This window comes from Pseudomonas sp. VS40 (genome assembly GCF_018587885.1).
Classification (GTDB): Bacteria; Pseudomonadota; Gammaproteobacteria; order Pseudomonadales; family Pseudomonadaceae; genus Aquipseudomonas; species Aquipseudomonas pergaminensis.
This window is the reverse complement of record NZ_JAGYWD010000003.1, coordinates 224,116-247,572: the sequence shown is the minus strand read 5'-3', so window position 1 is coordinate 247,572 and position 23,457 is coordinate 224,116. Positions and strand designations below refer to the sequence as shown.

Here is a 23,457-nt window from a genome sequence, read left to right as displayed (position 1 = left end):
CTGATCCGCCACATGCTTTTGCTGATCACCGGCTGCCTGTTGGTGGGTCTGGTCAGCGGTTACTACGGCTGGAGCCTGGCAGCCGGCATCGCCTTGTACCTGGGCTGGACCCTCAAGCAACTGCTGCGCCTGCATGAATGGCTGCGCCAGCACAAACCCGATGAAGCACCGCCCGATGGCTACGGCCTGTGGGGCGAAGTGTTCGACAGCATCTATCACTTGCAGCGCCGCGACCAACGGGTGCGCGGGCGCCTGCAAGCCGTGATCGACCGGGTGCAGGAGTCCACCGCCGCGTTGAAAGACGCGGTGATCATGCTCGACAGCGACGGCAACCTGGAATGGTGGAACCGCGCCGCCGAGACCTTGCTGGGCCTCAAGACGCCCCAGGACAGCGGCCAGCCGGTGACCAATCTGGTGCGCCACCCGCGCTTCAAGGAGTACTTCGAACAGGAGAACTACGAAGAAGCCCTGGAAATCCCCTCGCCCACCAATGACCGCGTGCGCATCCAGCTGTACCTGACGCGCTATGGCAACAACGAGCACCTGATGCTGGTACGCGACGTCACCCGCATCCACCAGCTGGAACAGATGCGCAAAGACTTCGTCGCCAACGTCTCACACGAGTTGCGCACACCGCTGACGGTGATCTGTGGCTACCTGGAGACGCTGCTGGACAACGTCGACGAGATCAACCCGCGCTGGAGCCGTGCCCTGCAACAGATGCAGCAGCAAGGTTCACGCATGCAGACACTGCTCAACGACCTGCTGTTGCTGGCCAAGTTGGAGGCGACCGATTACCCGTCGGATAACCATCCTGTCGCCGTGCAGAGCCTGCTGCAGACCATCAAGAACGACGCCCAGGCCCTGTCCGGCCAACGCGGCCAGCAGATCACCCTGGAAGCCGACCCCGCCGTGCTGCTCAAAGGCAGCGAAGGCGAGTTGCGCAGCGCGTTTTCCAACCTGGTGTTCAACGCCGTGAAGTACACCCAGGACAAAGGCAACATCCGCATCCGCTGGTGGGCCGACGAACAGGGCGCGCACCTGAGCGTGCAGGACTCCGGCATCGGCATCGACGCCAAGCACTTGCCGCGCCTGACCGAGCGCTTCTACCGCGTCGACTCCAGCCGCAACTCCAACACTGGCGGCACCGGGCTTGGCCTGGCGATCGTCAAGCACGTGCTGCTGCGTCACCGCGCACGCCTGGAGATCAGCAGCGTGTTGGGCCATGGCAGCACGTTTACCTGCCATTTTCCGCCAGCACAGATGACACGATCGAAGGCAATTGATCAGGACACCTGACGGCCCGCTCGGCAGTGGGCACTAGGCAAGCGCCCCGTCAGCCGCTACATTGGCCGACTTGCGCCTGCCTTCCAGGCCCGCCTGCCACCCCTTATTGAACACACGGAACCTGCAAAACCCCATCATGGACCCTTCCCCTGGTATCACCCTCGCTACACTCTTCGCCGACTTCGGCATGATTCTTTTTGCACTGATCCTGGTACTGCTCAACGGTTTCTTCGTTGCGGCCGAATTTGCCATGGTCAAACTGCGCGCCACCCGGGTCGAGGCCATCGCCCACAAGAACGGCTGGCGCGGGCAGATCCTGCGCACCGTGCACAGCCAGCTCGACGCCTACCTGTCGGCCTGCCAGCTGGGCATCACCCTCGCCTCCCTGGGCTTGGGCTGGGTCGGTGAGCCGGCCTTCGCGCACATCCTTGAGCCGCTGCTGGGCGCCGTGGGCGTCGAGTCGCCGGAAGTGATCAAGGGCGTGTCGTTCTTTGCCGCCTTCTTCGTGATTTCCTACCTGCACATTGTGGTCGGTGAACTGGCGCCCAAGTCCTGGGCGATTCGCAAACCCGAACTGCTGTCGTTGTGGACGGCGGTGCCGCTGTACCTGTTCTACTGGGCCATGTACCCGGCGATCTACCTGCTCAACGCCAGCGCCAACGCCATCCTGCGCATCGCCGGCCAAGGCGAGCCCGGCCCGCACCACGAACACCATTACAGCCGTGAAGAACTCAAGCTGATCCTGCACTCCAGCCGTGGCCAGGACCCGAGCGACCAAGGCATGCGCGTGCTGGCCTCCGCCGTGGAAATGGGCGAGCTGGAAGTGGTGGACTGGGCCAACTCCCGAGAAGACCTGGTCACCCTGGACTTCAACGCCCCGCTCAAGGAAATCCTCGCGCTGTTCCGCCGCCACAAATTCAGCCGCTACCCGGTATATGACGCGGTGCGCAACGAATTCGTGGGCCTGCTGCACATCAAGGACCTGCTGCTGGAACTGGCGGCCCTGGACCACATTCCCGAGTCGTTCAACCTGGCCGAGCTGACCCGCCCGCTGGAGCGTGTGTCGCGGCACATGCCGCTGTCGCAACTGCTGGAACAGTTCCGCAAAGGCGGCGCGCACTTCGCCCTGGTGGAAGAAGCCGACGGCAAGATCATCGGCTACCTCACCATGGAAGACGTGCTGGAAGTGCTGGTGGGCGATATCCAGGACGAACACCGCAAGGCCGAGCGCGGCATCCTGGCCTACCAGCCGGGCAAGCTGCTGGTGCGTGGCGACACGCCGCTGTTCAAGGTCGAGCGCCTGCTGGGTGTCGATCTGGACCACATCGAAGCCGAAACCCTGGCCGGTCTGATCTACGACACCCTCAAGCGCGTGCCGGAAGAGGAAGAAGTGCTGGAGGTCGAAGGCTTGCGCATCATCATCAAGAAGATGAAAGGGCCGAAGATCGTACTGGCCAAGGTGCTGTTGCTGGATTGATCGTCAATTGCCCAATGCAAAATTGGGCAATGCGCCGACCGGCTGGTTGAACTCATACGGGATCGACACCAGCCCCGCCTCGGTGGCGCGCTGCACCACAAAATGCAGATGTGGCCCGCTGCTGTTGCCGGTATTGCCCGACAACGCCAGCGGGCTTCCTACCGCCACACGCTGCCCAACCCTGACACTGACCGAGCCTTGCTTGAGGTGCAGGTACACGCCCTCGGTGCCGTCATCGTGGCGCACCCTCACGAAATTCCCCGACGCATCACTGCCACGCCCGGTCTGCCCGTTCTCGGTTTTCACCACCACCCCGCTACGCGCCGCGATGATTGGCGTGCCTTCGGGCATGGCGATATCCATGGCGTAGCGGCTCTTACTATCGGTATGGCTGAAAGTGCCGTTGGGACCTTGGGTCAGGCGAAATGGGCCGCCACGCCAGGGCAAGGGATAGCGGTAGGCTTGTTGTGGACGATTGGGCTTGGGCACGACAAGCATCGGTCGCTCAACCTTGCGCTCCTGGATCACGAACGCCAGGGCACCCGGCGTATACCGGTCGCTGATAAACACCAGGCCATTGGCATCGACGGATTTGTAGAGGGTCATGGCCTGGGTCGAAGTGACGACCGCTGCCAGCCCGCAGCACAGTAGTAAGCGCATGAGCATAGCGTGAAACTGCCGGGATGACTGACCGGCAGGTTAGCAAGGAATCATGACAACTCTATGCGCCACACTGGAGATCCCAATGTGGGAGGGGGCTTGCCCCTTCCCACAATTGTACGGTGCCCCTCAGGATCACGCACCCGGCACAAAATGCTTCTGCGCCGTACCCCGTGCGATCAGACGGGAGATGTAATCGAGCTTCTGCGCGTCCTGGTCGATGAACCGGAAGGTCAGTTGCAGCCAATCGCTGTCAGGCTTGGGTTCGAAGGCGACGATAGCGTGCAAGTAGCCGTTGAGACGGGCCACTTCGGCGTTGTCGCCTTGTTCCAGGTCGAGCACGGCGCTTTCCAGTACCTGGGGCAGGACTTCGCTGCGACGTACTACCAGCAGCGCTTCCTTGATGCTCAGCGCCTTGATCACGCATTGCTGGGTGCCACTGGACAGACGCAATTGGCCCTGGCCACGACCGCCAGCCGGCGCAGCCGCTACCGGGGCCTGCACCGGAGGGCTGTTGAGCAAACCTTTGTTAGGCGCAGGAGCAGCAGCCGCAACAGGAGCCGCACGCGCCACTTCGGGTTTGCCGCCGGTCAGGGCGCTCAAGGAATCGTTGCCGAAAGCCGAGTTCATTTTGGTCGGCGCGCTGGCGACCAGGGCGTCGAGACGGCCGATCTTGTGCAGGGCCTGCTTGACCTTGTTCAGCAGCTGCTCGTTGGTGAACGGCTTGCTGACGTAGCCGGAAACACCGGCCTGGATGGCCTGGACCACGTTTTCCTTGTCGCCACGGCTGGTGACCATCACGAACGGCATGGCTTTGAGGTGAGGTTGCTCACGGCACCAGGTCAACAGTTCAAGGCCAGACATCTCCGGCATTTCCCAGTCGCACAGCACCAGGTCGAAGGTCTCGCGCATCAGGATGGCCTGGGCCTTTTTGCCGTTCACCGCGTCTTCAAGCTTGATCCCGGGGAAGTAGTTGCGCAGGCACTTCTTCACCAGGTCGCGGATAAACGAGGCGTCATCCACCACCAATACACTGACTTTACTCATCGACCCTTCATCCTATAAAAACTTCGGCACGCAAGACGCCTGACTGATGGCATTTTGCCAAAACCCTGTAGTCACGTTCGGACTTTTTTCATCCGATCCGCAAAAAATTCAGCGGCCACAAACGAAAACGCCCGACCAAAGGCCGGGCGTTTATTTCTCGGGCAATCTTACTTATCGTCAGATTCGCCCGGAACATTAGGGATTAGATCGGCCGAACCTTCAACTTCGGCCTTCATGCGCTTGAGGCCCATGTGCCGTACGTCGGTCCCGCGCACCAGGTAAATCACCAGTTCCGAGATATTGCGCGCGTGGTCGCCGATACGCTCCAGGGAACGCAGGACCCAGATAATGCTCAAGACCCGCGAGATAGAGCGCGGGTCTTCCATCATGTAAGTCGCCAGCTCACGCAGCGCGGTCTTGTATTCGCGGTCGATGATCTTGTCGTACTGGGCCACCGACAACGCCAACTCGGCGTCGAAGCGCGCAAAGGCGTCGAGGGCATCGCGCACCATGTTGCGCACTTGGTCACCGATATGGCGCACTTCCACGTAACCACGTGGCGCTTCGCCTTCTTCGCACAGCTGGATGGCACGACGGGCGATCTTGGTGGCTTCATCGCCGATGCGCTCCAGATCGATCACCGACTTGGAGATGCTGATGATCAACCGCAGGTCGGACGCCGCCGGCTGGCGACGAGCGAGGATGCGCAGGCATTCTTCGTCGATGTTGCGTTCCATCTGGTTGATCTGGTCGTCGATCTCACGCACTTGCTGGGCCAGGCCCGAGTCGGCCTCGATCAGCGCGGTGACCGCATCGTTGACTTGCTTCTCCACCAGCCCGCCCATCGCCAGGAGGTGGCTGCGCACTTCCTCAAGCTCGGCGTTGAACTGCGCGGAGATGTGATGGGTAAGGCCTTCTTTGCTAATCATGCGTTTGCTCCGCAAAAGCTGTAAGCCGCAAGCTACAAGCTGCAAGCTGATGTGTGTCGTTCCGTTGAACTGCTTTTACTTACCGCTTGAAACTGGCGGCTTGCAGCTGCCCCAACTAGCCGTAGCGACCAGTGATGTAGTCTTCGGTCTGCTTCTTCGCCGGATTGGTGAACAGGGTATCGGTGTCGCCGAATTCCACCAGCTTGCCCATATACATGAACGCGGTGTAGTCGGAAACCCGAGCCGCCTGTTGCATGTTGTGGGTCACGATAACGATGGTGAACTTGGACTTGAGCTCGTAGATCAGCTCTTCGACTTTCAGCGTCGAGATCGGGTCGAGAGCCGAGCAAGGTTCGTCGAGCAGCAACACTTCCGGCTCCACGGCGATGGTCCGCGCGATCACCAGACGCTGCTGCTGGCCGCCGGACAGGCCGAGGGCCGAGTCGTGCAGGCGGTCTTTCACTTCGTCCCACAGCGCCGCGCCCTTGAGGGCCCACTCAACGGCTTCGTCAAGGATGCGCTTCTTGTTGATGCCCTGGATGCGCAGGCCGTAGACCACGTTTTCGTAAATGGTCTTGGGGAACGGGTTGGGCTTCTGGAACACCATGCCCACGCGGCGACGCAGCTCGGCCACGTCTTCGCCCTTGCGGTAGATGTTAGTGCCGTAGAGGTTGATCGCGCCCTCCACTCGGCAACCGTCCACCAGGTCGTTCATGCGGTTGAAGGTACGCAGCAGCGTGGACTTGCCGCAGCCCGACGGGCCGATGAAGGCGGTCACGCGCTGCTTGGGGATGTTCATGCTGACGTCAAACAGCGCCTGTTTTTCACCGTAGTACAGGCTCAGGCCCGGCACTTCGATGGCCACGGTTTCCTGGGCCAGGCTCAGGCTCTGCTTGTCGCGACCCAGGGCAGACATGTTGATGCCGTGGGTGTGGGTGTCTTGTTGCATGGGATGCTCCCTGTGCTACCAATTCGTTTCGTTGAACCGCCGGGGCGGTTTACTCAAAAATCTGTGTCTGGCGCTGCCCCCTGTGGGAGCTGGCTTGCCTGCGATGGCATCACCGCGGTGTACCTGCTAAACCGAGTCGCCTGCATCGCAGGCAAGCCAGCTCCCACATTGACCGTGTCCGGCCCGCTTAGCTGTCCAACGCTTTGTATTTTTCGCGCAGGTGGTTACGGATCCACACTGCCGACAAGTTAAGCGTGGCGATCACCAGCACCAGCAGCAAGGCAGTGGCGTACACCAGCGGCCGTGCGGCTTCGACGTTGGGGCTTTGGAAGCCGACGTCATAGATATGGAAGCCCAGGTGCATGATCTTCTGGTCCAAGTGCAGGTACGGGTAGTTGCCGTCCAACGGCAGCGACGGTGCCAGTTTCACCACGCCGACCAGCATCAGCGGCGCCACTTCACCGGCGGCGCGGGCCACGGCGAGGATCATGCCGGTCATCATCGCCGGGCTGGCCATCGGCAGCACGATCTTCCACAGCGTTTCCGCCTTGGTCGCGCCGAGTGCCAGGGAGCCTTCACGGACGGTGCGAGGAATCCGCGCCAGGCCTTCTTCGGTGGCCACGATCACCACCGGCACCGCCAGCAGCGCCAGGGTCAGCGAGGCCCAGAGCAAACCCGGGGTACCGAAGGTCGGGGCCGGCAGGGCCTCAGCGAAGAACAGACGGTCTACCGAGCCACCCAATACATACACGAAGAAGCCCAGGCCGAACACGCCGTAGACGATGGCCGGTACGCCCGCCAGGTTGTTCACGGCGATGCGGATAATCCGCGTCAGGGTGTTCTGCTTGGCGTATTCACGCAGGTACACCGCCGCCAACACGCCGAACGGGGTCACGATCATCGCCATGATCAGGGTCATCATCACGGTGCCGAAGATAGCCGGGAAAATCCCGCCCTCGGTGTTGGCTTCCCGTGGGTCATCGCTGAGGAATTCCCAGACCTTGCTGAAATAGAAGCCGACCTTGGTGATCGTGCCCATGGCATTCGGCTGGTAGGCGTGCACCACTTTGCCGATGCCGATTTCGACTTCCTTGCCGTTGCCGTCGCGGGCGGTCAGGGCGTCGCGGTTGAATTGGGCATGCAGGTCGGCCAGGCGTGCCTCGATGTCCTGGTAGCGGGCATTCAGCTCGGCGCGGTCGGCGTCCATGTCGGCCTGGGCGGCAGCGTCAAGCTTGCCTTCCAGCTCCAGCTTGCGACCGTGCAGGCGGATGCGCTCCAGCCCGGCGTTGATCGCGCCGATGTCGGATTTTTCCAGGGTTTTGAGTTGAGCGGCCAGCTTGTTGACGCGATCCACACGGGCCTGCAGCTCCGGCCATGCGGCCTCGCCTTCGGCGATGACTTTACCGTCCTGTTTAACGTTGACCAGGGTGCCGTAGAAATTACCCCACTCACGGCGCTCGATGGTCATCAGGTTCGCCGGCGTGGTCTGGTCCTTGAGCCACTCGCCGACGATCCAGGTGAAGTCATTGCCGTTCAGGTCGCGGTTACCGACCTTGATCAGCTCGCGGGTCATGAACTCCGGGCCTTGGTCCGGCACCGGCAGGCCAGCGCTTTTCAGGCGCTCGCGGGGGACTTCTTCTTTCTGCACCACTTCGCCGATGACGACATGGTTTGCCTGGCCCGGCACGTTGTAGTTGGCCTGGATCAGGTCGGCCGGCCAGAAGTGACCCAGGCCACGCACTGCAATCACGGCCAGCAAACCAATGGTCATGATGACCGCAATGGACACCGCGCCACCGCTGATCCAGACGCCAGGGGCGCCGCTCTTGAACCATCCATTCAGGGAGTTCTGTTTCACAGACTTCTACCTTTCTTAAAGCGACGAGTATTTCTTGCGCAGACGCTGACGGATCAGCTCGGCGAGGGTGTTCATGATGAAGGTGAACAACAGCAGCACCAGCGCCGAGAGGAACAGCACGCGGTAGTGACTGCCGCCCACTTCCGACTCCGGCATTTCCACCGCAACGTTGGCCGCGAGCGTTCGCAGGCCTTCGAACAGGTTCATCTCCATCACCGGGGTGTTACCGGTGGCCATCAACACGATCATGGTCTCGCCGACAGCACGGCCCATGCCGATCATCAGCGCCGAGAAGATGCCCGGGCTGGCGGTGAGGATCACCACGCGGGTCATGGTCTGCCACGGCGTGGCACCCAGGGCCAGCGAGCCCAGGGTCAGGCCGCGTGGCACACTGAACACGGCGTCTTCGGCGATGGAATAGATGTTCGGGATCACTGCGAAGCCCATGGCCAAACCCACTACCAGAGCGTTGCGCTGGTCGTAGGTGATGCCCAGGTCGTGAGAGATCCACATGCGCATGTCGCCGCCGAAGAACCAGGTTTCCAGGTACGGGCTCATGTACAGCGAGAGCCAGCCCACGAACAGGATCACCGGGATCAGGATCGCGCTTTCCCAGCCATCGGGAACCCGCAGGCGCAAGGATTCAGGCAGGCGACTGAAGACGAAACCGGCCACCAGAATGCCAATCGGCAGCAGCATCAGCAGACTGAAAATGCCCGGCAGATGCCCTTCCACATACGGCGCCAGGAACAGGCCGGCGAAGAAACCGAGGATCACCGTCGGCATCGCTTCCATCAATTCGATCACCGGCTTGACCTTGCGGCGCAGGCTCGGGGCCATGAAGTAGGCGGTGTAGATCGCTGCCGCAACAGCCAGTGGCGCAGCCAACAGCATGGCGTAGAACGCCGCCTTCAAGGTGCCGAAGGTCAGCGGGGCCAGGCTCATCTTGGGTTCGAAATCGGTGTTGGCAGCGGTCGATTGCCAGACGTACTTGGGCTCGTCGTAGTTTTCGTACCAGACCTTGCTCCACAGTGCACTCCAGGACACTTCCGGGTGCGGGTTGTCGAGCAGCAACGGTTGCAGCTTGCCGCCAGCTTCGACGATCACGCGGTTGGCGCGTGGCGACATGCCGTACATGCCTTGGCCATCGACCACCGGGTCCACCAGCAGTGTGCGGTGCGCGGTGCTGTGGAACACGCCGAATTTGCCGGAAGCGTCTAGGGCCGTGAAGCCTTTGCGGCGCTCTTCGGCGGAGATTTCTACGATAGGCGCAGCGCCCAGCTGGAAGGTACGGATCTGCTTGAAGCGCTGCTCGCCATCCGGGTCGCGGGCCATGAACCACTGGGCCAGGCCGCCCTTGGAGTTACCAATGATCAGCGAGATGCCGCCCACCAGTTGCGTGCTGGCGGTGACTTCAGCATTGCCGTCTTCCAGCAATTTGTAGCGACCATTGAGGCTCTTGTCGCGCAGGCTGAACACATCGGCGAGGGCACGGCCGTTGATCACATACAGCCATTGCTGGCGCGGGTCGATGAAGATCGCTTTCACCGGCTCGGTCATCTGCGGCAGTTCGATGCGCTTCTGCTCGCTGGTGACTTCGCCGGTCATCATGTTTTCTTCGCGGCTCAGGGACAGCACGTTCAAGTGCGAACCAGCGGAACCTGCAATCACCAAGGACGAGTCCGTGGCATTGAGGGCCACATGCTCCAGCGGGCGGCCGGCGTCATCCAGCACGATCGGCGTTTCACCGTAGGGGTATTCGATCGCGGGGGTAATGGTTTTCTTGCCGTCCGGGTAGGACACCTTATAGGTGTGGCGGAATACCAGGGACTGGCCATTGGACAGGCCGAGGATCACCAGCGGGCTACCGGGCTGGTCTTCACCGATAGACGCAACGCTGGTGCCGGCGGGCAGTGGCAGGTCGACACGCTTGAGTTCAGCGCCGGTTTCCACATTGAAGAACAGCGCCTGGCCCTTGTCGGAAACCCGCATGGCGACTTGGTTTTGTTCTTCGAGGGAGATCATCAGCGGCTTGCCGGCGTCCTGGATCCAGGCCGGGGTCAGGGCGTCTTCCTTGGTCAATGAGGCACCTTGGAACAGCGGCGCGACGACGTAAGCCAGGAAGAAGAAAATCAGGGTAATCGCGCCGAGGACGGCGAGGCCGCCGACCAGCACGTACCAACGGGTCAGGCGATCCTTGAGCGCGCGAATGCGGCGCTTGCGTTGCAACTCAGGCGTATTGAAGTCAATGCGCTTGGGGGGAGAAGTCGTCGTCATGGTGGAATTGGCCAGATCATTCATGCGCACACCCTAGCGATCCTGTATGACAGAAAGATGACAGTGCAGTGACGCAACAAATCCGCCGCGAAGCTAGGCTGGCAGCGGACTAGAAAATTCGGATGCGGAGCCGGCAGGCCGGCCCCGCAGAGGCAATCAGTTGCCTTCTTTCAGACCCAGGTCAGCCAGGGCCTTGGCGGCGACTTTGGCTGGCAGTGGGATGTAGCCGTCTTTCACCACAACTTCCTGGCCCTGCTTGGACAGCACCAGCTTCACGAACTCAGCTTCCAGCGGGGCCAGAGGCTTGTTCGGGGCTTTGTTGACGTACACGTAGAGGAAACGCGACAGCGGGTATTTGCCGTTCAGGGCGTTTTCTTCGGTGTCTTCGATGAAGTCAGTGCTGCCTTTCTTGGCCAGGGCCACGGTTTTCACGCTGGCGGTCTTGTAGCCAATGCCCGAGTAACCGATGCCGTTCAGCGACGAGCTGATCGACTGCACGACCGAAGCCGAGCCCGGTTGTTCGTTCACGTTTGGCTTGTAGTCGCCTTTGCACAGGGCTTCTTCTTTGAAGTAGCCGTAGGTGCCGGATACCGAGTTACGACCGAACAGTTGCACCGGCTTGTTGGCCAGGTCGCCGGTCACACCCAGGTCGCCCCAGGTTTTCACGTCAGCTTTGCCACCGCACAGACGCGTCGAGGAGAAGATCGCGTCGACTTGCTCCATGGTCAGGTGCTGGATCGGGTTGTCCTTGTGCACGAACACGGCCAGGGCATCCACGGCAACCGGAATAGCGGTGGGCTTGTAGCCGTACTTCTGCTCGAAGGCCGCCAGTTCGGTGTCCTTCATCTTGCGGCTCATCGGGCCCAGGTTGGAGGTGCCTTCAGTCAGCGCAGGTGGTGCGGTAGCGGAGCCAGCAGCTTGAATCTGGATGTTGACGTTCGGGTATTCCTTTTTGTAACCCTCGGCCCACAAGGTCATCAGGTTAGCCAGGGTATCGGAACCGACGCTGGACAAGTTGCCCGACACACCAGTGGTCTTAACGTAAGCCGGAATTGCCGGATCAACACCAGCGGCCACCGCGTTGGCGGTCGCAACGCCAGCAGCGACAAAAGTCATTGCCGCCATCAAACGTTTCAGTTTCATGCCTTGCTCCTAGCAGATAGGGATAGTTGGATCGGGGCCAAGTATCGGGAGGCCGTGTGAACACTCTATGTCTGCAATGTGACAGTTAGATGAAAGGCCACTATTGGCAAGGTGAAGGGGCGCAGCGAGGAGTTGCAATCGCTCCCACGCAGGGCGCGGGAGCGAGCATGTCAAGGAATCAGCGCGAACGCTTCCACAGATACCCGCCCACCAACATGCCCATCACACACAAGACGGCAACGTAGTAGGCCGGGCCCATCGGGCTTTCCTTCATCAGCAGCGACACTGCCAACGGCGTCAGGCCGCCGAAAATGGCGTAGGCCACGTTGTAGGAGAACGACAACCCGCTGAAACGCACCACCGGCGGGAAGGCCTTGACCATGACGTACGGCACTACGCCAATGGTGCCTACAAACAGACCGGTCAGCGTGTACAGCGGGAACAGCCAGTCCGGGTGAGCGATGAGGCTGTGATAGAGGGTCCAGGAGGTTGCCAGCAACAGCGCGCAACCGACGATCAGCACGCGGCCAGCACCGAAGCGGTCCGCCAGGGCACCCGAGGCTATGCAGCCCAGGCTCAAGGCGACGATGGCCAGGCTGTTGGCCTGCAGCGCAACGGTGGCGCTGAAGTGATAGACCGTTTGCAGCACGGTCGGGGTCATCAGGATGACAACGACGATACCGGCCGACAGCAGCCAGGTCAGCAGCATCGACAGCACGATCGCACCCCGGTGATCACGCAGTACCGCACGCAATGGCAGCTCGGCGGCCAGGGTCTTGCGTTGCTGCATCTCGGCGAAGATCGGTGTTTCATGCAACCAGCGGCGCAGGTACACCGACAACAGGCCGAATACGCCGCCGAGCAGGAACGGGATACGCCAGGCGTAATCCGAGACCTGCTCCGGGCTATAAATAGTGTTGATCGCCGTGGCCACCAGCGAGCCCAGCAGGATCCCGGCCGTCAGGCCGCTGGTGAGGGTGCCGCAGGCATAGCCGATATGGCGTGGCGGAACGTGCTCGGAGACAAACACCCAGGCGCCGGGTACTTCGCCGCCGATTGCCGCGCCCTGGATAATACGCATCAGCAGCAGCAGGACCGGCGCCCACAGGCCGATCTGCGCGTAAGTTGGCAGCAGGCCCATGATCAGGGTCGGCACGGCCATCATGAAGATGCTCAAGGTGAACATCTTCTTGCGGCCCAGCAGGTCACCGAAGTGCGCCATGATGATGCCGCCCAGGGGACGTGCCAGGTAGCCGGCGGCGAAGATGCCAAAGGTCTGCATCATGCGCAGCCATTCGGGCATGTCCACGGGGAAGAACAGTTTCCCGACCACGGTGGCGAAAAACACGAAAATGATGAAGTCATAAAACTCCAGCGCCCCGCCCAAGGCAGACAGCGACAGGGTTTTGTAGTCGTTGCGGGTCAGCGGGCGCGAAGGTTGCGCACTGCTTGCGGGCACGGAGGACATGGCAAGGCTTCTCTTATAGTAATCAGGACGGCAAGCGGGACTTGCGGCAGGTTTGGCAAGATAGCAAATCGCTAGAAAAAGCACAGCGTCGAGCGGATAACAGTTCCAGCCCGTGAAATATTCCACATTCCTGCTCTTTATCTGCACGCAGAAGCACAGTTGCCGGAAAAAGCCGCGATACAGCCGCCATTTGCCGACCAAATGAGCGCCCAGAGGTCGTCGTGGCGACAGGGTCTCGATATACTCGGCCCTTGCAAGCGCAAGAACCGCAGTCTTGAGGGGCTGCTGTGCCAAAACGTCGTTGGGTGCCATCCAGCCGATTTGGCAGAGTTTCCCTTTAGTACGCCTTACGAGAAACGCATCACGCGGTGTATGTTGGTGCTGAAACGTTTTTTTCGAAGACGGCTATCCACTTGAAATACCCATGAAGCGTTACGGGTCAGAGGCCCTCGGCATGATCGAACTCGAACAAGAAGATCCTATCCCGCAAGGCGATCTCGCCCTGCAAATCACCGCACTCCCGCGTGAAACCAACGGTTTTGGCGACATCTTCGGCGGCTGGCTGGTCGCGCAGATGGACCTGGCTGGCACCGCAATGGCCAGCAAGGTCGCAGGCGGCCGCGTGGCCACCGTGGCCATCGATCGCATGGCGTTCCTGGTGCCGGTTGCCGTGGGCGCGCAGCTGTCCTTCTATACCCAGGCCCTGGAGATCGGCCGTAGCTCGATCCAGATGATGGTCGAGGTGTGGAGCGATGACCCGCTGTCCAGCGAATGGCGCAAGGTTACCGAGGCGGTATTCGTGTTCGTCGCCATCGATGGCAGCGGTCGCACGCGTTCGGTTCCGTCGCGCGCACGTTAAACCTCACCGGGTTTTAACGGTCAATTGCCCCATTGCCTGCCATAAAGAGTGCTTTGTTATGCCGACGCCCCACGTTGAAACCGTGAAAATCGACGAGCTGGATTGCTGGCGCATCCGCCACAACGGCGCCGAGCTGATGGTGGCCCAACAGGGCGCGCATATCTTCAGTTACCAGCGCGCCGGGGAGCAGCCGCTGATCTGGCCGAATCCTCAAGCGGTGTTCAAACAGGGCAAGGGCATTCGTACCGGCGTACCGGTGTGCTGGCCGTGGTTTGGCGTGTTTGACCGTAACCCGCAGAGCGTGAAGGCGATGCGCCAGAGCGAGCAACCAGCCGGCGCCCACGGCTTTGTGCGCACCGCGTTGTGGGAATTGGCCGCGACCGAGCTTGAAGGTGAAGCGCTACGCGTGGACCTGGTACTGCCGGTGCCGGCAGGCGGCTTTCCTGGCTGGCCCCATCACGTTGACCTGACGCTGAGCCTGCTGCTGGATGAGCAACTGCATATCCGCCTGACCAGCCACAACCGTGGCACCGACACCGTCACCCTCAGCCAGGCGCTGCACACCTACTTCGCTGTAAGCGATGTGCGCAATGTGCAGGTCGAAGGACTGGACGGGCATGCCTATATCGACACCGCCGATGGCTGGACCGAAAAGACACAATCCGGCCTGCTGCACTTCACCGCCGAGACTGATCGCATCTACCTCGATACGCCGTCCCAGCTGAATATTGTCGACAAAGACTGGCACCGTTGCATTCAGCTCACTGCCGAGGGTTCGAAATCGACAGTGATCTGGAACCCATGGACCGAACGCGCCAAGGCGTTTGATGACATGGCCGATGATGGGTGGACAGGCATGTTGTGCATCGAAACGGCGAATGTACTCGACGATGTGGTGGTGTTGGCGCCAAGTGAAAGGCACACACTGCAGGTAAGCATCACTGCCAAACCCTCGTAAACGTCACGGCTGACGTCCGGGACACGGGGTACGATGACATTACTATGTAGGTCCGTATGCCAGAACAGCCTCGCTAAAGTGCGAAAACCGCATCTTATAGCAGAGGCAACACGATGGCCCCCTCTCCCCAGGAAGTACTGCAACAGCCCCCCGCCGACGTGGCCGAACTCATGGCCACGTGCAATAACACACTTATCGCGACACTTAACGCTCAGCCCTCACTGACCTTTTGCGCAAACAAGCAGGTATTGGAAGAGATCAACGGTTTGTTTGATCGTTACTCAACCCAACACATCTACCTGAAATCCCCAGAAGACACCTTGAGTGACCCGCCCACTGAGCACGACAGGGCATTGATAACCCTAGTAAATGACGCCTTGCATCAATGTCGAACTCCGGATTATTACAGCCCGCGTCATGACTTCTATATCTATAAAAAAAACACATTCACTCGGCTCGACGACACAAGCCAGCTAACCATCAGAACCCTGATAAATACCTTGCTGGAACCTGACTATTATCTGAATAGCCTCAATCGATACTGGAACGCCACTCGCAGCGCAACCGAGCAAACCAATCAAAGCTTCATCGCTAAAACCGTCGCGCGGCTGATTCAGTGCGAGGCATCATTGAGATTTGAAACAGCCTCACTTGAGCCCGCAAGCGTTGCACTGGTACGGCAACTGAATACAGCCACCTCGCCCGAAACTCTAAATATCTTTCACCTCAGCTTGCAAGATACAACGCAGACCGACGGCATTCCGCTGGTCGGGGCATTCGCCATCAGCACATGGCCACCGGTCGAACACTCAACCGTCAACCCCACGGTGCTCTACCTGCCAGGCCAACGTCTGGCTGAATTTTCCAGCCCGACGGCGCTGAAAACACATCTGAGGGAGCGGCTTAAAAACGTGAATGGGCGTCAGCAACTGCTGATCAGCGTTGCTCATCGTCAACATTCGGCATTCGAAAGCCTGACGCAAAGAGCCAGCCAGGATGGGAGCGTCAACCTGCTTCCTGTCACTGCCGTCGAGGATTTTTTCGAGCATCAGATCAGCCTGCTCATCACCAAGCAACGCCAGGATATCGAATATCACTGGTCCGTCAGCCGCAGCGCCCAGGGCAGCGTAGCTGAACGGATCAAGCAGTCGGCGAACCTTGCACCGTTGCTGGATTTCAGCGAGGCGATCGAACGACACGCCCGCCCACTCTTAGCCCTCAGCGCACAACGCAGGGAGGCGACGCGCGCCGCTCAGCAACGGCTGATACAGCAACAAACCGACCGATCAATTGATTTCACTGGCTTGATCGCACAGTTGAAAAGCCTCCAGGCACAGACTGCACCGCAGCCATTGCCACATCAGTTCTTTACACCTCATCGCCAATCTCCGCTGTACAAAGCCTGCGCGCAGGCCGTGACCGTCTTACAGAAGCTCAAGAATGACACCGACTTTACAACCTGGCTAAGCACATGGCCGAGCAAGACCGAGGCCGGTTTGGGCGCCTGGACCCTACTCGCAAAGCTCATCAGTAACCAGCCAGCTATTGTGGATTCGCCGCTGACTCGCTTTACCATTCAGGGCAAGCTGCTGCCCCTGAGCGAAGTGCCCACGTACTGGAGAAATGATGTTCACACTCTGATAGCGGCGCGGCGCGACATTGGTGATGGTATTCGAGAGGACGGTACTGTCCAGTTTGATCTTGCACTCAAGTTCTACGGTGTCCACATCGCCACCGATAGCCCGCTCCAACTGGTGATTGAGCGACTGCAGGAGCGCGCCGCCACGCTATCGCTAGAGATGGATGACGACAGGCTGCCGTTTGATGAACTCATTGACGAGCAAGGAGATGCCAGCCTGCAACAGCTGCTTATTCATCGTCAAACGACAGGTGAAAAACTGATATTCAAACAACTGATCGAAGCGTTCCTGACGCCACAACGCGAAGCACAGGCACTGAAGACACCAACGGTGGTACTCGAACAGTTGCTCAATACCCCGCAATGCCTTGAGCTGGGAAAACAACTGGTAAAGGCACTGGACTGGTATACAGCCCAAGATGAAACACCACCGGTAAAAGTGCTGCGCGGCTTGGTCTGGCGGGCACTTTGGCTGCATTTTGAACGCCCTGCAGACCCCGCGCGAGTGACCGTCGCCGGAGAAGAAATAGCAACGCCACGCCACTGGGGCCACAGCTATGACTATATTCGTGAACAAATTGAGCGGTCCCTGATCCGCAACCACAAACTCACGCCCGGCGGTGTACATCTGGCCCTGCGCCTGCTGCAACGGGGTTCTGCTGCAGAAATCTGGGTGAGAGGCATTCCCGACGATTTGCGTTACGCCAGCTCCATCGCCTGGGTGAATTTCAAGGCTGGCGTGATGCTTGCGCAAGCCATTGCACCCGACGCTGCGCAACACATGACCTTCCAACAATTGCTCGAGTTACTCGCAACAGCAAGCCGGGATGCGACGCCCGAGCAAAAAATGGTCATCTCGATAGCGAGATTGGGGCCAACGCTGGAATGGGCCCAAGCCAATGGCGTATTAACGTCGGCAAAAACTGACTTCACTCCTGAACAAATCCAATTGGCTGTAGAAGCCTTGGAGCAACACGAACAGGAAATGATTCAGGCAACCGAAACGATTTCTCAAGCACCACCTGGCCGCTGGCGCTTCACCTCGGATGACGCTTTCGACGTGGGGTTTAGAGATTACCTGAGCGGTGTCAAAGCAGCCTACCAAACCTTGATCAGGGCCTTGCTGCCCAACCTGCCATTGCTTGATCGCACCGCGATCGAAAACGGCGAGGTAACGTTGTATGCCCTGCGCCAAGAGATTCGTGGCCTGCAGGTTGGGCAAGAAAACGCGCAGAACATCGCTGCCGCCAGAGGCCGCCACGGCTTCATCATCCGGGCCCAAGTGAAGCACGGCACCACTCACCGTACCACCTATTATGAGGTGTTCCCTCGGGCGGCAATCATCCGCGCACGCCCGAAGATTAAAACGCTGACAATCAATGGCAATGTTGTCGTGGAAACAACAGGCGGCTCAAGCCGTTCGAGCAAAGGAACCTTTCGGCGCGCGACCTCCATGCCGTTCGACTGGGAAGCCTACCAACACGGCCGTCGTCCTCGAGACGGTGTGTCCAGCCTGGTGATCGCCGAGCAGATCGGCCAGGTGTTACCCGCCACCGCACCCGCCCCTTCGGAAACTATGAGGGAAGCACACTCATTGTCTTCAATGCGCAGTCGAGCACTGGCAGCCATCGTTGCCAATGATCTATTTCACACTGACGAATCTCAGCTCAAATTGACCGCCAAGCGTAACGTTGACGTGCTTGATACCGCGCAACAAACCGTCGACGACTTTCTCTACTACACCAAGATGCTGGTGCCCTTCTGGGGCGGCGTCGAGGACATCGCCTCGGGCGATCCGCAACGCGTGGAGAGAGGGGCGTTGTCATTGTTCACCGACTTGATCTCCTTCGCGGCTCCCATTGGTAAATACGTCGGCGGTTCGGCACGCTTGATTACACAAGCCGGAAGAATCAGTTTTCAGGCGGCGCTACCGAAATTCGCAACCCTCACCAAAACGTTTTTACTGGGCGCCATCAGAGAGCTAAACCCGCTGGAAGCGGTGCCAGCTCTGCTCAAACTCGCAGGCTTAGGTGTGTTGCGGCTCAGCGCTGCAGTTGGGCGCCAGGTAGATGCAGGCCTGGCGTTGTTCAGAAAAGCGCTGGGCAAACCAACGATCGCACCCACTGGCCGAACGCTACAGTCGGTAGACCCGCGAGTCTGGAAACCCCTCGAACCGCAGGACAGCCTGTTCACCGTGGCCGGCGTGGACCGTGTTCCCCTACGCAGTGTCGGCACCGACCTGTTGCCCGAGTATCGTCTGATCGACCCACTGACCAATACCGTGTTCGGCCCCCGGTACATTCCAATGGGGGCAGAGGGCCTGCAACGAATTCCGGATCTTGACGACTACATCGCGCCCCTCTCGTATGAACAAACTGCGGAATTGAGCCGTCGGGCCAACGGTGTCTATGATGGAAAAAATCAGCAGAGCTATGTTCGCGCACGCGGCCAATGGTACGTCGTCAACACTCGCTACAGCCTCACAGGTGACGCTGAGTTCCATATTGTTCACCCGCACAATAAAACTCGCCCAACTTACCGCGTCGTCAATAAGGACGGGAGTTGGCTGCCGGTCGACGAGAGTGGGTATGCCGGGATGAAAAGGATAGACAAGATTAAAAAAGCGAATGCTGAAAAAGCCGCCTACTACAAGAAAGCGCGCGATAAGATGGATATCGCTACAGCCCGGCTGGAAGAGGCGGCCAAATCGACCGTATTCGAAACGACAAACCAGCTGCTTGATAGATCTCTGTTGCACTGGGATGCCACTCAAGAACTGTTCACGCTACACACGAAGAACAACGCCTTACCCATATTCGAACCGAAAAATTTCGTTTCCACACCTGACCTCGGCAGGGCGCGACTGCTCAGTACCATTGAGACGGCTGACAACCTCAGCCCGCGCTATGCGGCAGTCGTTGATAGGCTGGAAGGCTACTTGCAGGCTCAGCAAAACCACATTCAACGGCTGGAGCAGACCGGCCGCATAAGTCAACAAGACGCAAATTCTGAAATGTTCACCGTTTATTTTGCCAATAAACGTAAGGCCGTTAACACCATAATCGAACAGACCACGGTGTTTAAGTCGTTACTGGACGAAGACTTGGAACACATGCTGGATACCCTGGAAAAGCTCCCAGTGAATAAAGCCGGGCCCTCACGCGCGCCCTCCGCACCGTTTGGCACAGCGAAACCACTGCCCTCCGCCCCCCTGCTAGAGCCGCACCTAAACCCTGTGCCGAAAGATCAAGTATCAATAATGATCGCCGGCCATCAGCCCCGCACTCCTGTCACCGTATTCGCCAAGCCCAGAGCCGGGTATAACGATGTCGCAGACGTCCTCGACCCCGATGGCAAACGCATCTTCGCCTATATCAGGGTCGGCGAAGACAATCTCTGGATCAGATCGACCATCCAAATCGAAGAACCGAGTGGGTTAGCCTCTTCCAGCCAGGCGACTATTACCCTGCAGCTGGAAGGTGCTGCCAGGAAAATGCAAAACCTGATTGAGGAGCATGATGACCTCATCGTTTTTTTCAGAACCAAAGGGTCAGCCGAACCAGCGGGTGCCGAAGCCCTGATCAGGTCCGGCGCGACCAAGCTGAATCAGGGAGCCGATGACCTTCAGGCAGCCTGCATTGACATCACCGATGAGGCAACCAAACAAGGTCTGCTGGCGCAAGTGGCCCACTTCAGGGAGCACGCAGCCCGTTTCAATCTTATGGCGAAACTCTTGCGCGTGGATCTGATTTCCAAGCAAGCCCCCAATGCCAATGCTCTCGAGTTTTTGCACGGCCAGCGGGGTGTTCTGGATATCCGCAAAACTCAGAACCGAGCTGCAGGTACCCGCGAAATCCAAACGCCTGGCAGCCAAAAAGTGACAAAAGTCCCAAACTTCCTGGACGAGTTCGAGATTAAGGTCAAAGGCAAACCGTGGGCCTATGCTCACATGCACTTTGAACAGGCCGCGCACACCGTCCCCGCCAAATGCCAGCTTAGAACACCGGCACAGCAATCGCAGGGGGCGGGCGCTCAAGCCCTTGCTGCTCGCGAAAGCTCGCGCTTGGACCTTTACCGCGCAGAAATGGATTGGCCACAGGCCAGGAGGATATTTTACCCAGCGTTGCCAGAATGAATCGACGCGCTCGTCATCCGCATCGGTACGTGGGGCGACAACCGGTTAAAGATCCGACTCTTTGACCACCCGCACTTTCCCGGCATCCAGGGCATAGGCAGCATCGGCCAAGTCGTTGTTGACCTTCTCGACCTTGAGGGTGCCGGTGACCCACAGCGGCGTGTAGATATCATCCAGCTTCAGCCCCTTGGGATAACGCACCAGCACCAACTGGTTAGGCGGCGGTGGCGGCACGTGGATGCAGGCGCCTGGGTACGGCACCAGGAAAAACAGCGTGCTGCGCCCCTTGGCGTCGGTTTCCAGTGGCACGGGATAACCGCCGATACGGATGTTCTTGCCATTCATGGCGGCCACGGTCTTGGTGGAATACATCACCGCCGGCAAGCCTTTGCTCTGTTTCAAGCCACCTTTGTCGGTGAACGTGCCTTGGGCTTCGGGAGAGTTGTGGTCGATCTCGGGCATGGCTTCGAGGGCTTTTTGATCCGACAGCGGCATCAGGTCGAGCCAGTCGGTTTCCGGCAGTTCGCCGGCGTGGACAAGGCCAGAGCCCAGTAGCAGGAGGGTAAACAGAAGACGGCGCATGGAGAGGCTCGACAAGGTTAACAGTGTCGGCATTCTAGCCCTCTGCGCCTGCGCAGCGCAGAGGGCCGTGACGCTAAATCATTTTTTTCGCAGCAGACCGTAGATCACCAGCAGCACGATGGCGCCGATCAGCGCGCCAAGGAAGCCGGCGCCCTGGCCTGCCTGGTAGATGCCCAGGGCCTGACCACCGTAGGTGGCGACCAGGGAACCTGCGATACCCAGCAGGATGGTCATGATCCAGCCCATGCTGTCGTCGCCAGGCTTGAGGAAACGCGCGAGCAGACCGACGATCAAGCCGATGAAGATGGTTCCGATGATACCCATGGCATTTCCCTCTGATTGAATGTGAGTCATGGCAAAGCCTAGTCAGGCTTTGCCATCCTGCAATCAGAGAGACGGCGGCAACCAATGGTTCCCGCCGATCCTTGGGTTATTGCTCGGCGATCAGCGCCTCGACCTTGAGGATCTGCGCCTCGAGGGTCGCACGGTCATTGCAACGCAGGTTGGCGTGGCCGACCTTGCGCCCGGCCTTGAAGGCCTTGCCGTAGTGATGCAGATGGCAGTCGTCGATGGCGATGACTTTTTCCACCGGCGGAACCACACCGATGAAATTGAGCATGGCGCTCTCACCGACCTTGGCGGTGGAACCCAGCGGCAAGCCCGCGACCGCCCGCAGGTGGTTCTCGAACTGACTGCACTCGGCGCCTTCGGTGGTCCAGTGCCCGGAATTGTGCACACGTGGGGCGATTTCATTGGCCTTGAGGCCACCGTCGACTTCAAAGAACTCGAACGCCATCACGCCGACGTAATCCAGTTGCTTGAGCACACGGCTGGAATAGTCTTCGGCCAGGGCTTGCAGCGGGTGATCGGTGCTGGCCACGGACAGCTTGAGGATCCCGCTGTCGTGGGTGTTGTGCACCAACGGGTAGAAGCGGGTTTCGCCATCGCGGGCACGCACGGCGATCAGCGAGACTTCGCCGGTGAACGGTACGAAGCCTTCGAGCAGGCAGGCTACGCTGCCCAGTTCGGCGAAGGTGCCGACCACGTCGGCAGCCGTGCGCAGGACTTTCTGGCCCTTGCCGTCGTAACCCAGGGTGCGGGTTTTCAGCACGGCTGGCAGGCCGATGCTGGCGACTGCAGCGTCCAGGTCTGCCTGGGACTGGATATCGGCGAAGGCCGGGGTCGGGATGCCCAGGTCCTTGAACATGCTCTTCTCGAACCAGCGGTCGCGGGCGATGCGCAGGGCTTCGGCGCTCGGGTATACCGGCACGAACTGCGACAGGAAGGCGACGGTTTCAGCCGGGACACTTTCGAACTCGAAGGTCACCAGATCGACTTCGTCGGCCAGTTGGCGCAGGTGGTCCGGGTCGCTGTAGTCAGCGCGCAGGTGTTCACCCAGGGCAGCCGCACAGGCGTCCGGCGCCGGGTCCAGGAAAGCGAAGTTCATCCCCAGCGGGGTTCCCGCCAGGGCCAGCATGCGGCCCAGTTGGCCGCCACCGATTACACCGATTTTCATCGTCAACAACCTCAGGCGATGCGTGGGTCTGGATTGTCCAGCACGCTGTCTGTCTGCTCAGCACGGAATTTTTTCAGCACCGCATGGAACTGCGGGTGCTTGGCGCCCAGGATGCTGGCGGACAGCAACGCAGCGTTGATCGCGCCCGCTTTGCCGATCGCCAGGGTGGCCACCGGGATACCGGCCGGCATCTGCACGATGGACAACAGCGAGTCCACGCCCGAGAGCATCGCCGACTGCACCGGCACACCGAGCACGGGCAGGTGGGTCTTGGCCGCGCACATGCCTGGCAGGTGCGCTGCACCGCCGGCACCGGCGATGATCACCTCGATGCCACGGGATTCTGCTTCATCGGCATACTGGAACAGCAAATCCGGAGTGCGGTGGGCGGAGACCACTTTCACTTCGTAGGGAATGCCGAGTTTTTCCAGCATATCGGCGGTGTGGCTAAGGGTGGACCAATCGGACTTGGAGCCCATGATCACGCCAACCAATGCACTCATCGTCGTGCCTCTTCTCTCTGGGCGCCCGCAGGCGCGTCAAAAAACAACAAGCCACGCGGGAAATCCGGCGTGGCTTGGTGTACGAATTAAGGCCGGTTGGACCGGCCGAAGGCCGCGCAGTATACCGTAATAATGCAGATAAACAGCCCCTTGAATGACCATCTGTCCAG

Annotated in this window: 17 protein-coding genes; 5 read left to right on the top strand and 12 right to left on the bottom strand. The window is 59.8% G+C overall.

Annotated features, from left to right (window positions below; all coding sequences use genetic code 11):
- Window positions 1–12: 12 nt before the first annotated feature.
- Together phoR and KHP07_RS10225 are read left to right on the top strand one after the other, a co-directional pair.
- A complete protein-coding gene (gene phoR, locus KHP07_RS10230) occupies window positions 13–1,299 on the top strand; it encodes a phosphate regulon sensor histidine kinase PhoR (RefSeq protein ID WP_218170090.1) in 1,287 nt (428 codons plus the stop codon).
- 124 nt (window positions 1,300–1,423) lie between these two features.
- The gene (locus tag KHP07_RS10225) at window positions 1,424–2,764 is read left to right on the top strand and encodes a hemolysin family protein (protein WP_010207573.1); all 1,341 of its coding nucleotides are present in this window, start codon (window positions 1,424–1,426) and stop codon (window positions 2,762–2,764) included.
- A 3-nt stretch (window positions 2,765–2,767) separates the two neighbouring features.
- Here the strand turns inward: KHP07_RS10225 and KHP07_RS10220 are convergent, their stop codons facing one another.
- The 8 genes from KHP07_RS10220 to KHP07_RS10185 form a co-directional block, all read right to left on the bottom strand.
- On the bottom strand, window positions 2,768–3,430 hold the full coding sequence (locus tag KHP07_RS10220) for a M23 family metallopeptidase (protein WP_214497148.1): 663 nt from the start codon (window positions 3,428–3,430) through the stop codon (window positions 2,768–2,770).
- A gap of 129 nt (window positions 3,431–3,559) precedes the next feature.
- The gene (locus KHP07_RS10215; RefSeq protein ID WP_078050769.1) at window positions 3,560–4,471 is read right to left on the bottom strand and encodes a response regulator; all 912 of its coding nucleotides are present in this window, start codon (window positions 4,469–4,471) and stop codon (window positions 3,560–3,562) included.
- Between the two features lie 167 nt (window positions 4,472–4,638).
- Window positions 4,639–5,400: a phosphate signaling complex protein PhoU gene (gene phoU / locus KHP07_RS10210; RefSeq protein WP_010207581.1), complete on the bottom strand. Its 762-nt coding sequence runs from the start codon at window positions 5,398–5,400 to the stop codon at window positions 4,639–4,641.
- A 115-nt stretch (window positions 5,401–5,515) separates the two neighbouring features.
- The gene (pstB, locus tag KHP07_RS10205) at window positions 5,516–6,349 is read right to left on the bottom strand and encodes a phosphate ABC transporter ATP-binding protein PstB (RefSeq protein ID WP_078050770.1); all 834 of its coding nucleotides are present in this window, start codon (window positions 6,347–6,349) and stop codon (window positions 5,516–5,518) included.
- A gap of 187 nt (window positions 6,350–6,536) precedes the next feature.
- Window positions 6,537–8,207, bottom strand: coding sequence for a phosphate ABC transporter permease PstA (pstA, locus tag KHP07_RS10200; RefSeq protein WP_078050771.1), 1,671 nt, complete (start codon window positions 8,205–8,207; stop codon window positions 6,537–6,539).
- Between the two features lie 15 nt (window positions 8,208–8,222).
- Window positions 8,223–10,256: an ABC transporter permease subunit gene (locus KHP07_RS10195; RefSeq protein ID WP_214497282.1), complete on the bottom strand. Its 2,034-nt coding sequence runs from the start codon at window positions 10,254–10,256 to the stop codon at window positions 8,223–8,225.
- 384 nt (window positions 10,257–10,640) lie between these two features.
- The gene (locus KHP07_RS10190; RefSeq protein WP_032884460.1) at window positions 10,641–11,627 is read right to left on the bottom strand and encodes a phosphate ABC transporter substrate-binding protein PstS; all 987 of its coding nucleotides are present in this window, start codon (window positions 11,625–11,627) and stop codon (window positions 10,641–10,643) included.
- 178 nt (window positions 11,628–11,805) lie between these two features.
- Window positions 11,806–13,095, bottom strand: coding sequence for an MFS transporter (locus tag KHP07_RS10185; RefSeq protein WP_214497147.1), 1,290 nt, complete (start codon window positions 13,093–13,095; stop codon window positions 11,806–11,808).
- Window positions 13,096–13,549: 454 nt separating this feature from the next.
- Between KHP07_RS10185 and KHP07_RS10180 the strand changes: the two genes are divergently transcribed.
- The 3 genes from KHP07_RS10180 (at window position 13,550) to KHP07_RS10170 (ending at window position 20,686) form a co-directional block, all read left to right on the top strand.
- Complete coding sequence (locus tag KHP07_RS10180; RefSeq protein WP_003176975.1) at window positions 13,550–13,954, top strand: acyl-CoA thioesterase; 405 nt, start codon at window positions 13,550–13,552, stop codon at window positions 13,952–13,954.
- Window positions 13,955–14,012: 58 nt separating this feature from the next.
- Window positions 14,013–14,912: a D-hexose-6-phosphate mutarotase gene (locus KHP07_RS10175; protein WP_078050774.1), complete on the top strand. Its 900-nt coding sequence runs from the start codon at window positions 14,013–14,015 to the stop codon at window positions 14,910–14,912.
- 113 nt (window positions 14,913–15,025) lie between these two features.
- Window positions 15,026–20,686: a hypothetical protein gene (locus KHP07_RS10170; protein WP_214497146.1), complete on the top strand. Its 5,661-nt coding sequence runs from the start codon at window positions 15,026–15,028 to the stop codon at window positions 20,684–20,686.
- A 45-nt stretch (window positions 20,687–20,731) separates the two neighbouring features.
- On the opposite strand, the gene KHP07_RS10165 is transcribed toward KHP07_RS10170, so the two are convergent.
- The 4 genes from KHP07_RS10165 to purE all read right to left on the bottom strand — a co-directional run bounded on the left by KHP07_RS10165 (window position 20,732) and on the right by purE (window position 23,287).
- Window positions 20,732–21,268 (bottom strand): DUF3299 domain-containing protein, encoded by a 537-nt coding sequence (locus tag KHP07_RS10165; protein WP_078050776.1) that lies wholly within the window; start codon window positions 21,266–21,268, stop codon window positions 20,732–20,734.
- Window positions 21,269–21,346: 78 nt separating this feature from the next.
- Window positions 21,347–21,592: a GlsB/YeaQ/YmgE family stress response membrane protein gene (locus tag KHP07_RS10160; RefSeq protein ID WP_015886585.1), complete on the bottom strand. Its 246-nt coding sequence runs from the start codon at window positions 21,590–21,592 to the stop codon at window positions 21,347–21,349.
- A gap of 106 nt (window positions 21,593–21,698) precedes the next feature.
- Entirely contained in the window at window positions 21,699–22,784 is a 1,086-nt protein-coding gene (locus tag KHP07_RS10155; protein ID WP_078050777.1) for a 5-(carboxyamino)imidazole ribonucleotide synthase, read from the bottom strand.
- 11 nt (window positions 22,785–22,795) lie between these two features.
- Window positions 22,796–23,287 (bottom strand): 5-(carboxyamino)imidazole ribonucleotide mutase, encoded by a 492-nt coding sequence (gene purE / locus KHP07_RS10150; RefSeq protein ID WP_003176980.1) that lies wholly within the window; start codon window positions 23,285–23,287, stop codon window positions 22,796–22,798.
- Window positions 23,288–23,457: the final 170 nt, after the last annotated feature.

Coding starts and splice junctions, on each gene's coding strand:
- KHP07_RS10180 (WP_003176975.1), top strand. CDS start 13,550: ATGATCGAACTCGAACAAGAAGATCCTATCCCGCAAGGCGATCTCGCC.
- phoU (WP_010207581.1), bottom strand. CDS start 5,400: ATGATTAGCAAAGAAGGCCTTACCCATCACATCTCCGCGCAGTTCAAC.
- pstB (WP_078050770.1), bottom strand. CDS start 6,349: ATGCAACAAGACACCCACACCCACGGCATCAACATGTCTGCCCTGGGT.
- KHP07_RS10225 (WP_010207573.1), top strand. CDS start 1,424: ATGGACCCTTCCCCTGGTATCACCCTCGCTACACTCTTCGCCGACTTC.
- phoR (WP_218170090.1), top strand. CDS start 13: ATGCTTTTGCTGATCACCGGCTGCCTGTTGGTGGGTCTGGTCAGCGGT.
- KHP07_RS10185 (WP_214497147.1), bottom strand. CDS start 13,095: ATGTCCTCCGTGCCCGCAAGCAGTGCGCAACCTTCGCGCCCGCTGACC.
- KHP07_RS10165 (WP_078050776.1), bottom strand. CDS start 21,268: ATGCGCCGTCTTCTGTTTACCCTCCTGCTACTGGGCTCTGGCCTTGTC.
- KHP07_RS10170 (WP_214497146.1), top strand. CDS start 15,026: ATGGCCCCCTCTCCCCAGGAAGTACTGCAACAGCCCCCCGCCGACGTG.
- KHP07_RS10155 (WP_078050777.1), bottom strand. CDS start 22,784: ATGAAAATCGGTGTAATCGGTGGCGGCCAACTGGGCCGCATGCTGGCC.
- KHP07_RS10190 (WP_032884460.1), bottom strand. CDS start 11,627: ATGAAACTGAAACGTTTGATGGCGGCAATGACTTTTGTCGCTGCTGGC.
- purE (WP_003176980.1), bottom strand. CDS start 23,287: ATGAGTGCATTGGTTGGCGTGATCATGGGCTCCAAGTCCGATTGGTCC.
- KHP07_RS10160 (WP_015886585.1), bottom strand. CDS start 21,592: ATGGGTATCATCGGAACCATCTTCATCGGCTTGATCGTCGGTCTGCTC.
- KHP07_RS10175 (WP_078050774.1), top strand. CDS start 14,013: ATGCCGACGCCCCACGTTGAAACCGTGAAAATCGACGAGCTGGATTGC.
- KHP07_RS10220 (WP_214497148.1), bottom strand. CDS start 3,430: ATGCTCATGCGCTTACTACTGTGCTGCGGGCTGGCAGCGGTCGTCACT.
- KHP07_RS10215 (WP_078050769.1), bottom strand. CDS start 4,471: ATGAGTAAAGTCAGTGTATTGGTGGTGGATGACGCCTCGTTTATCCGC.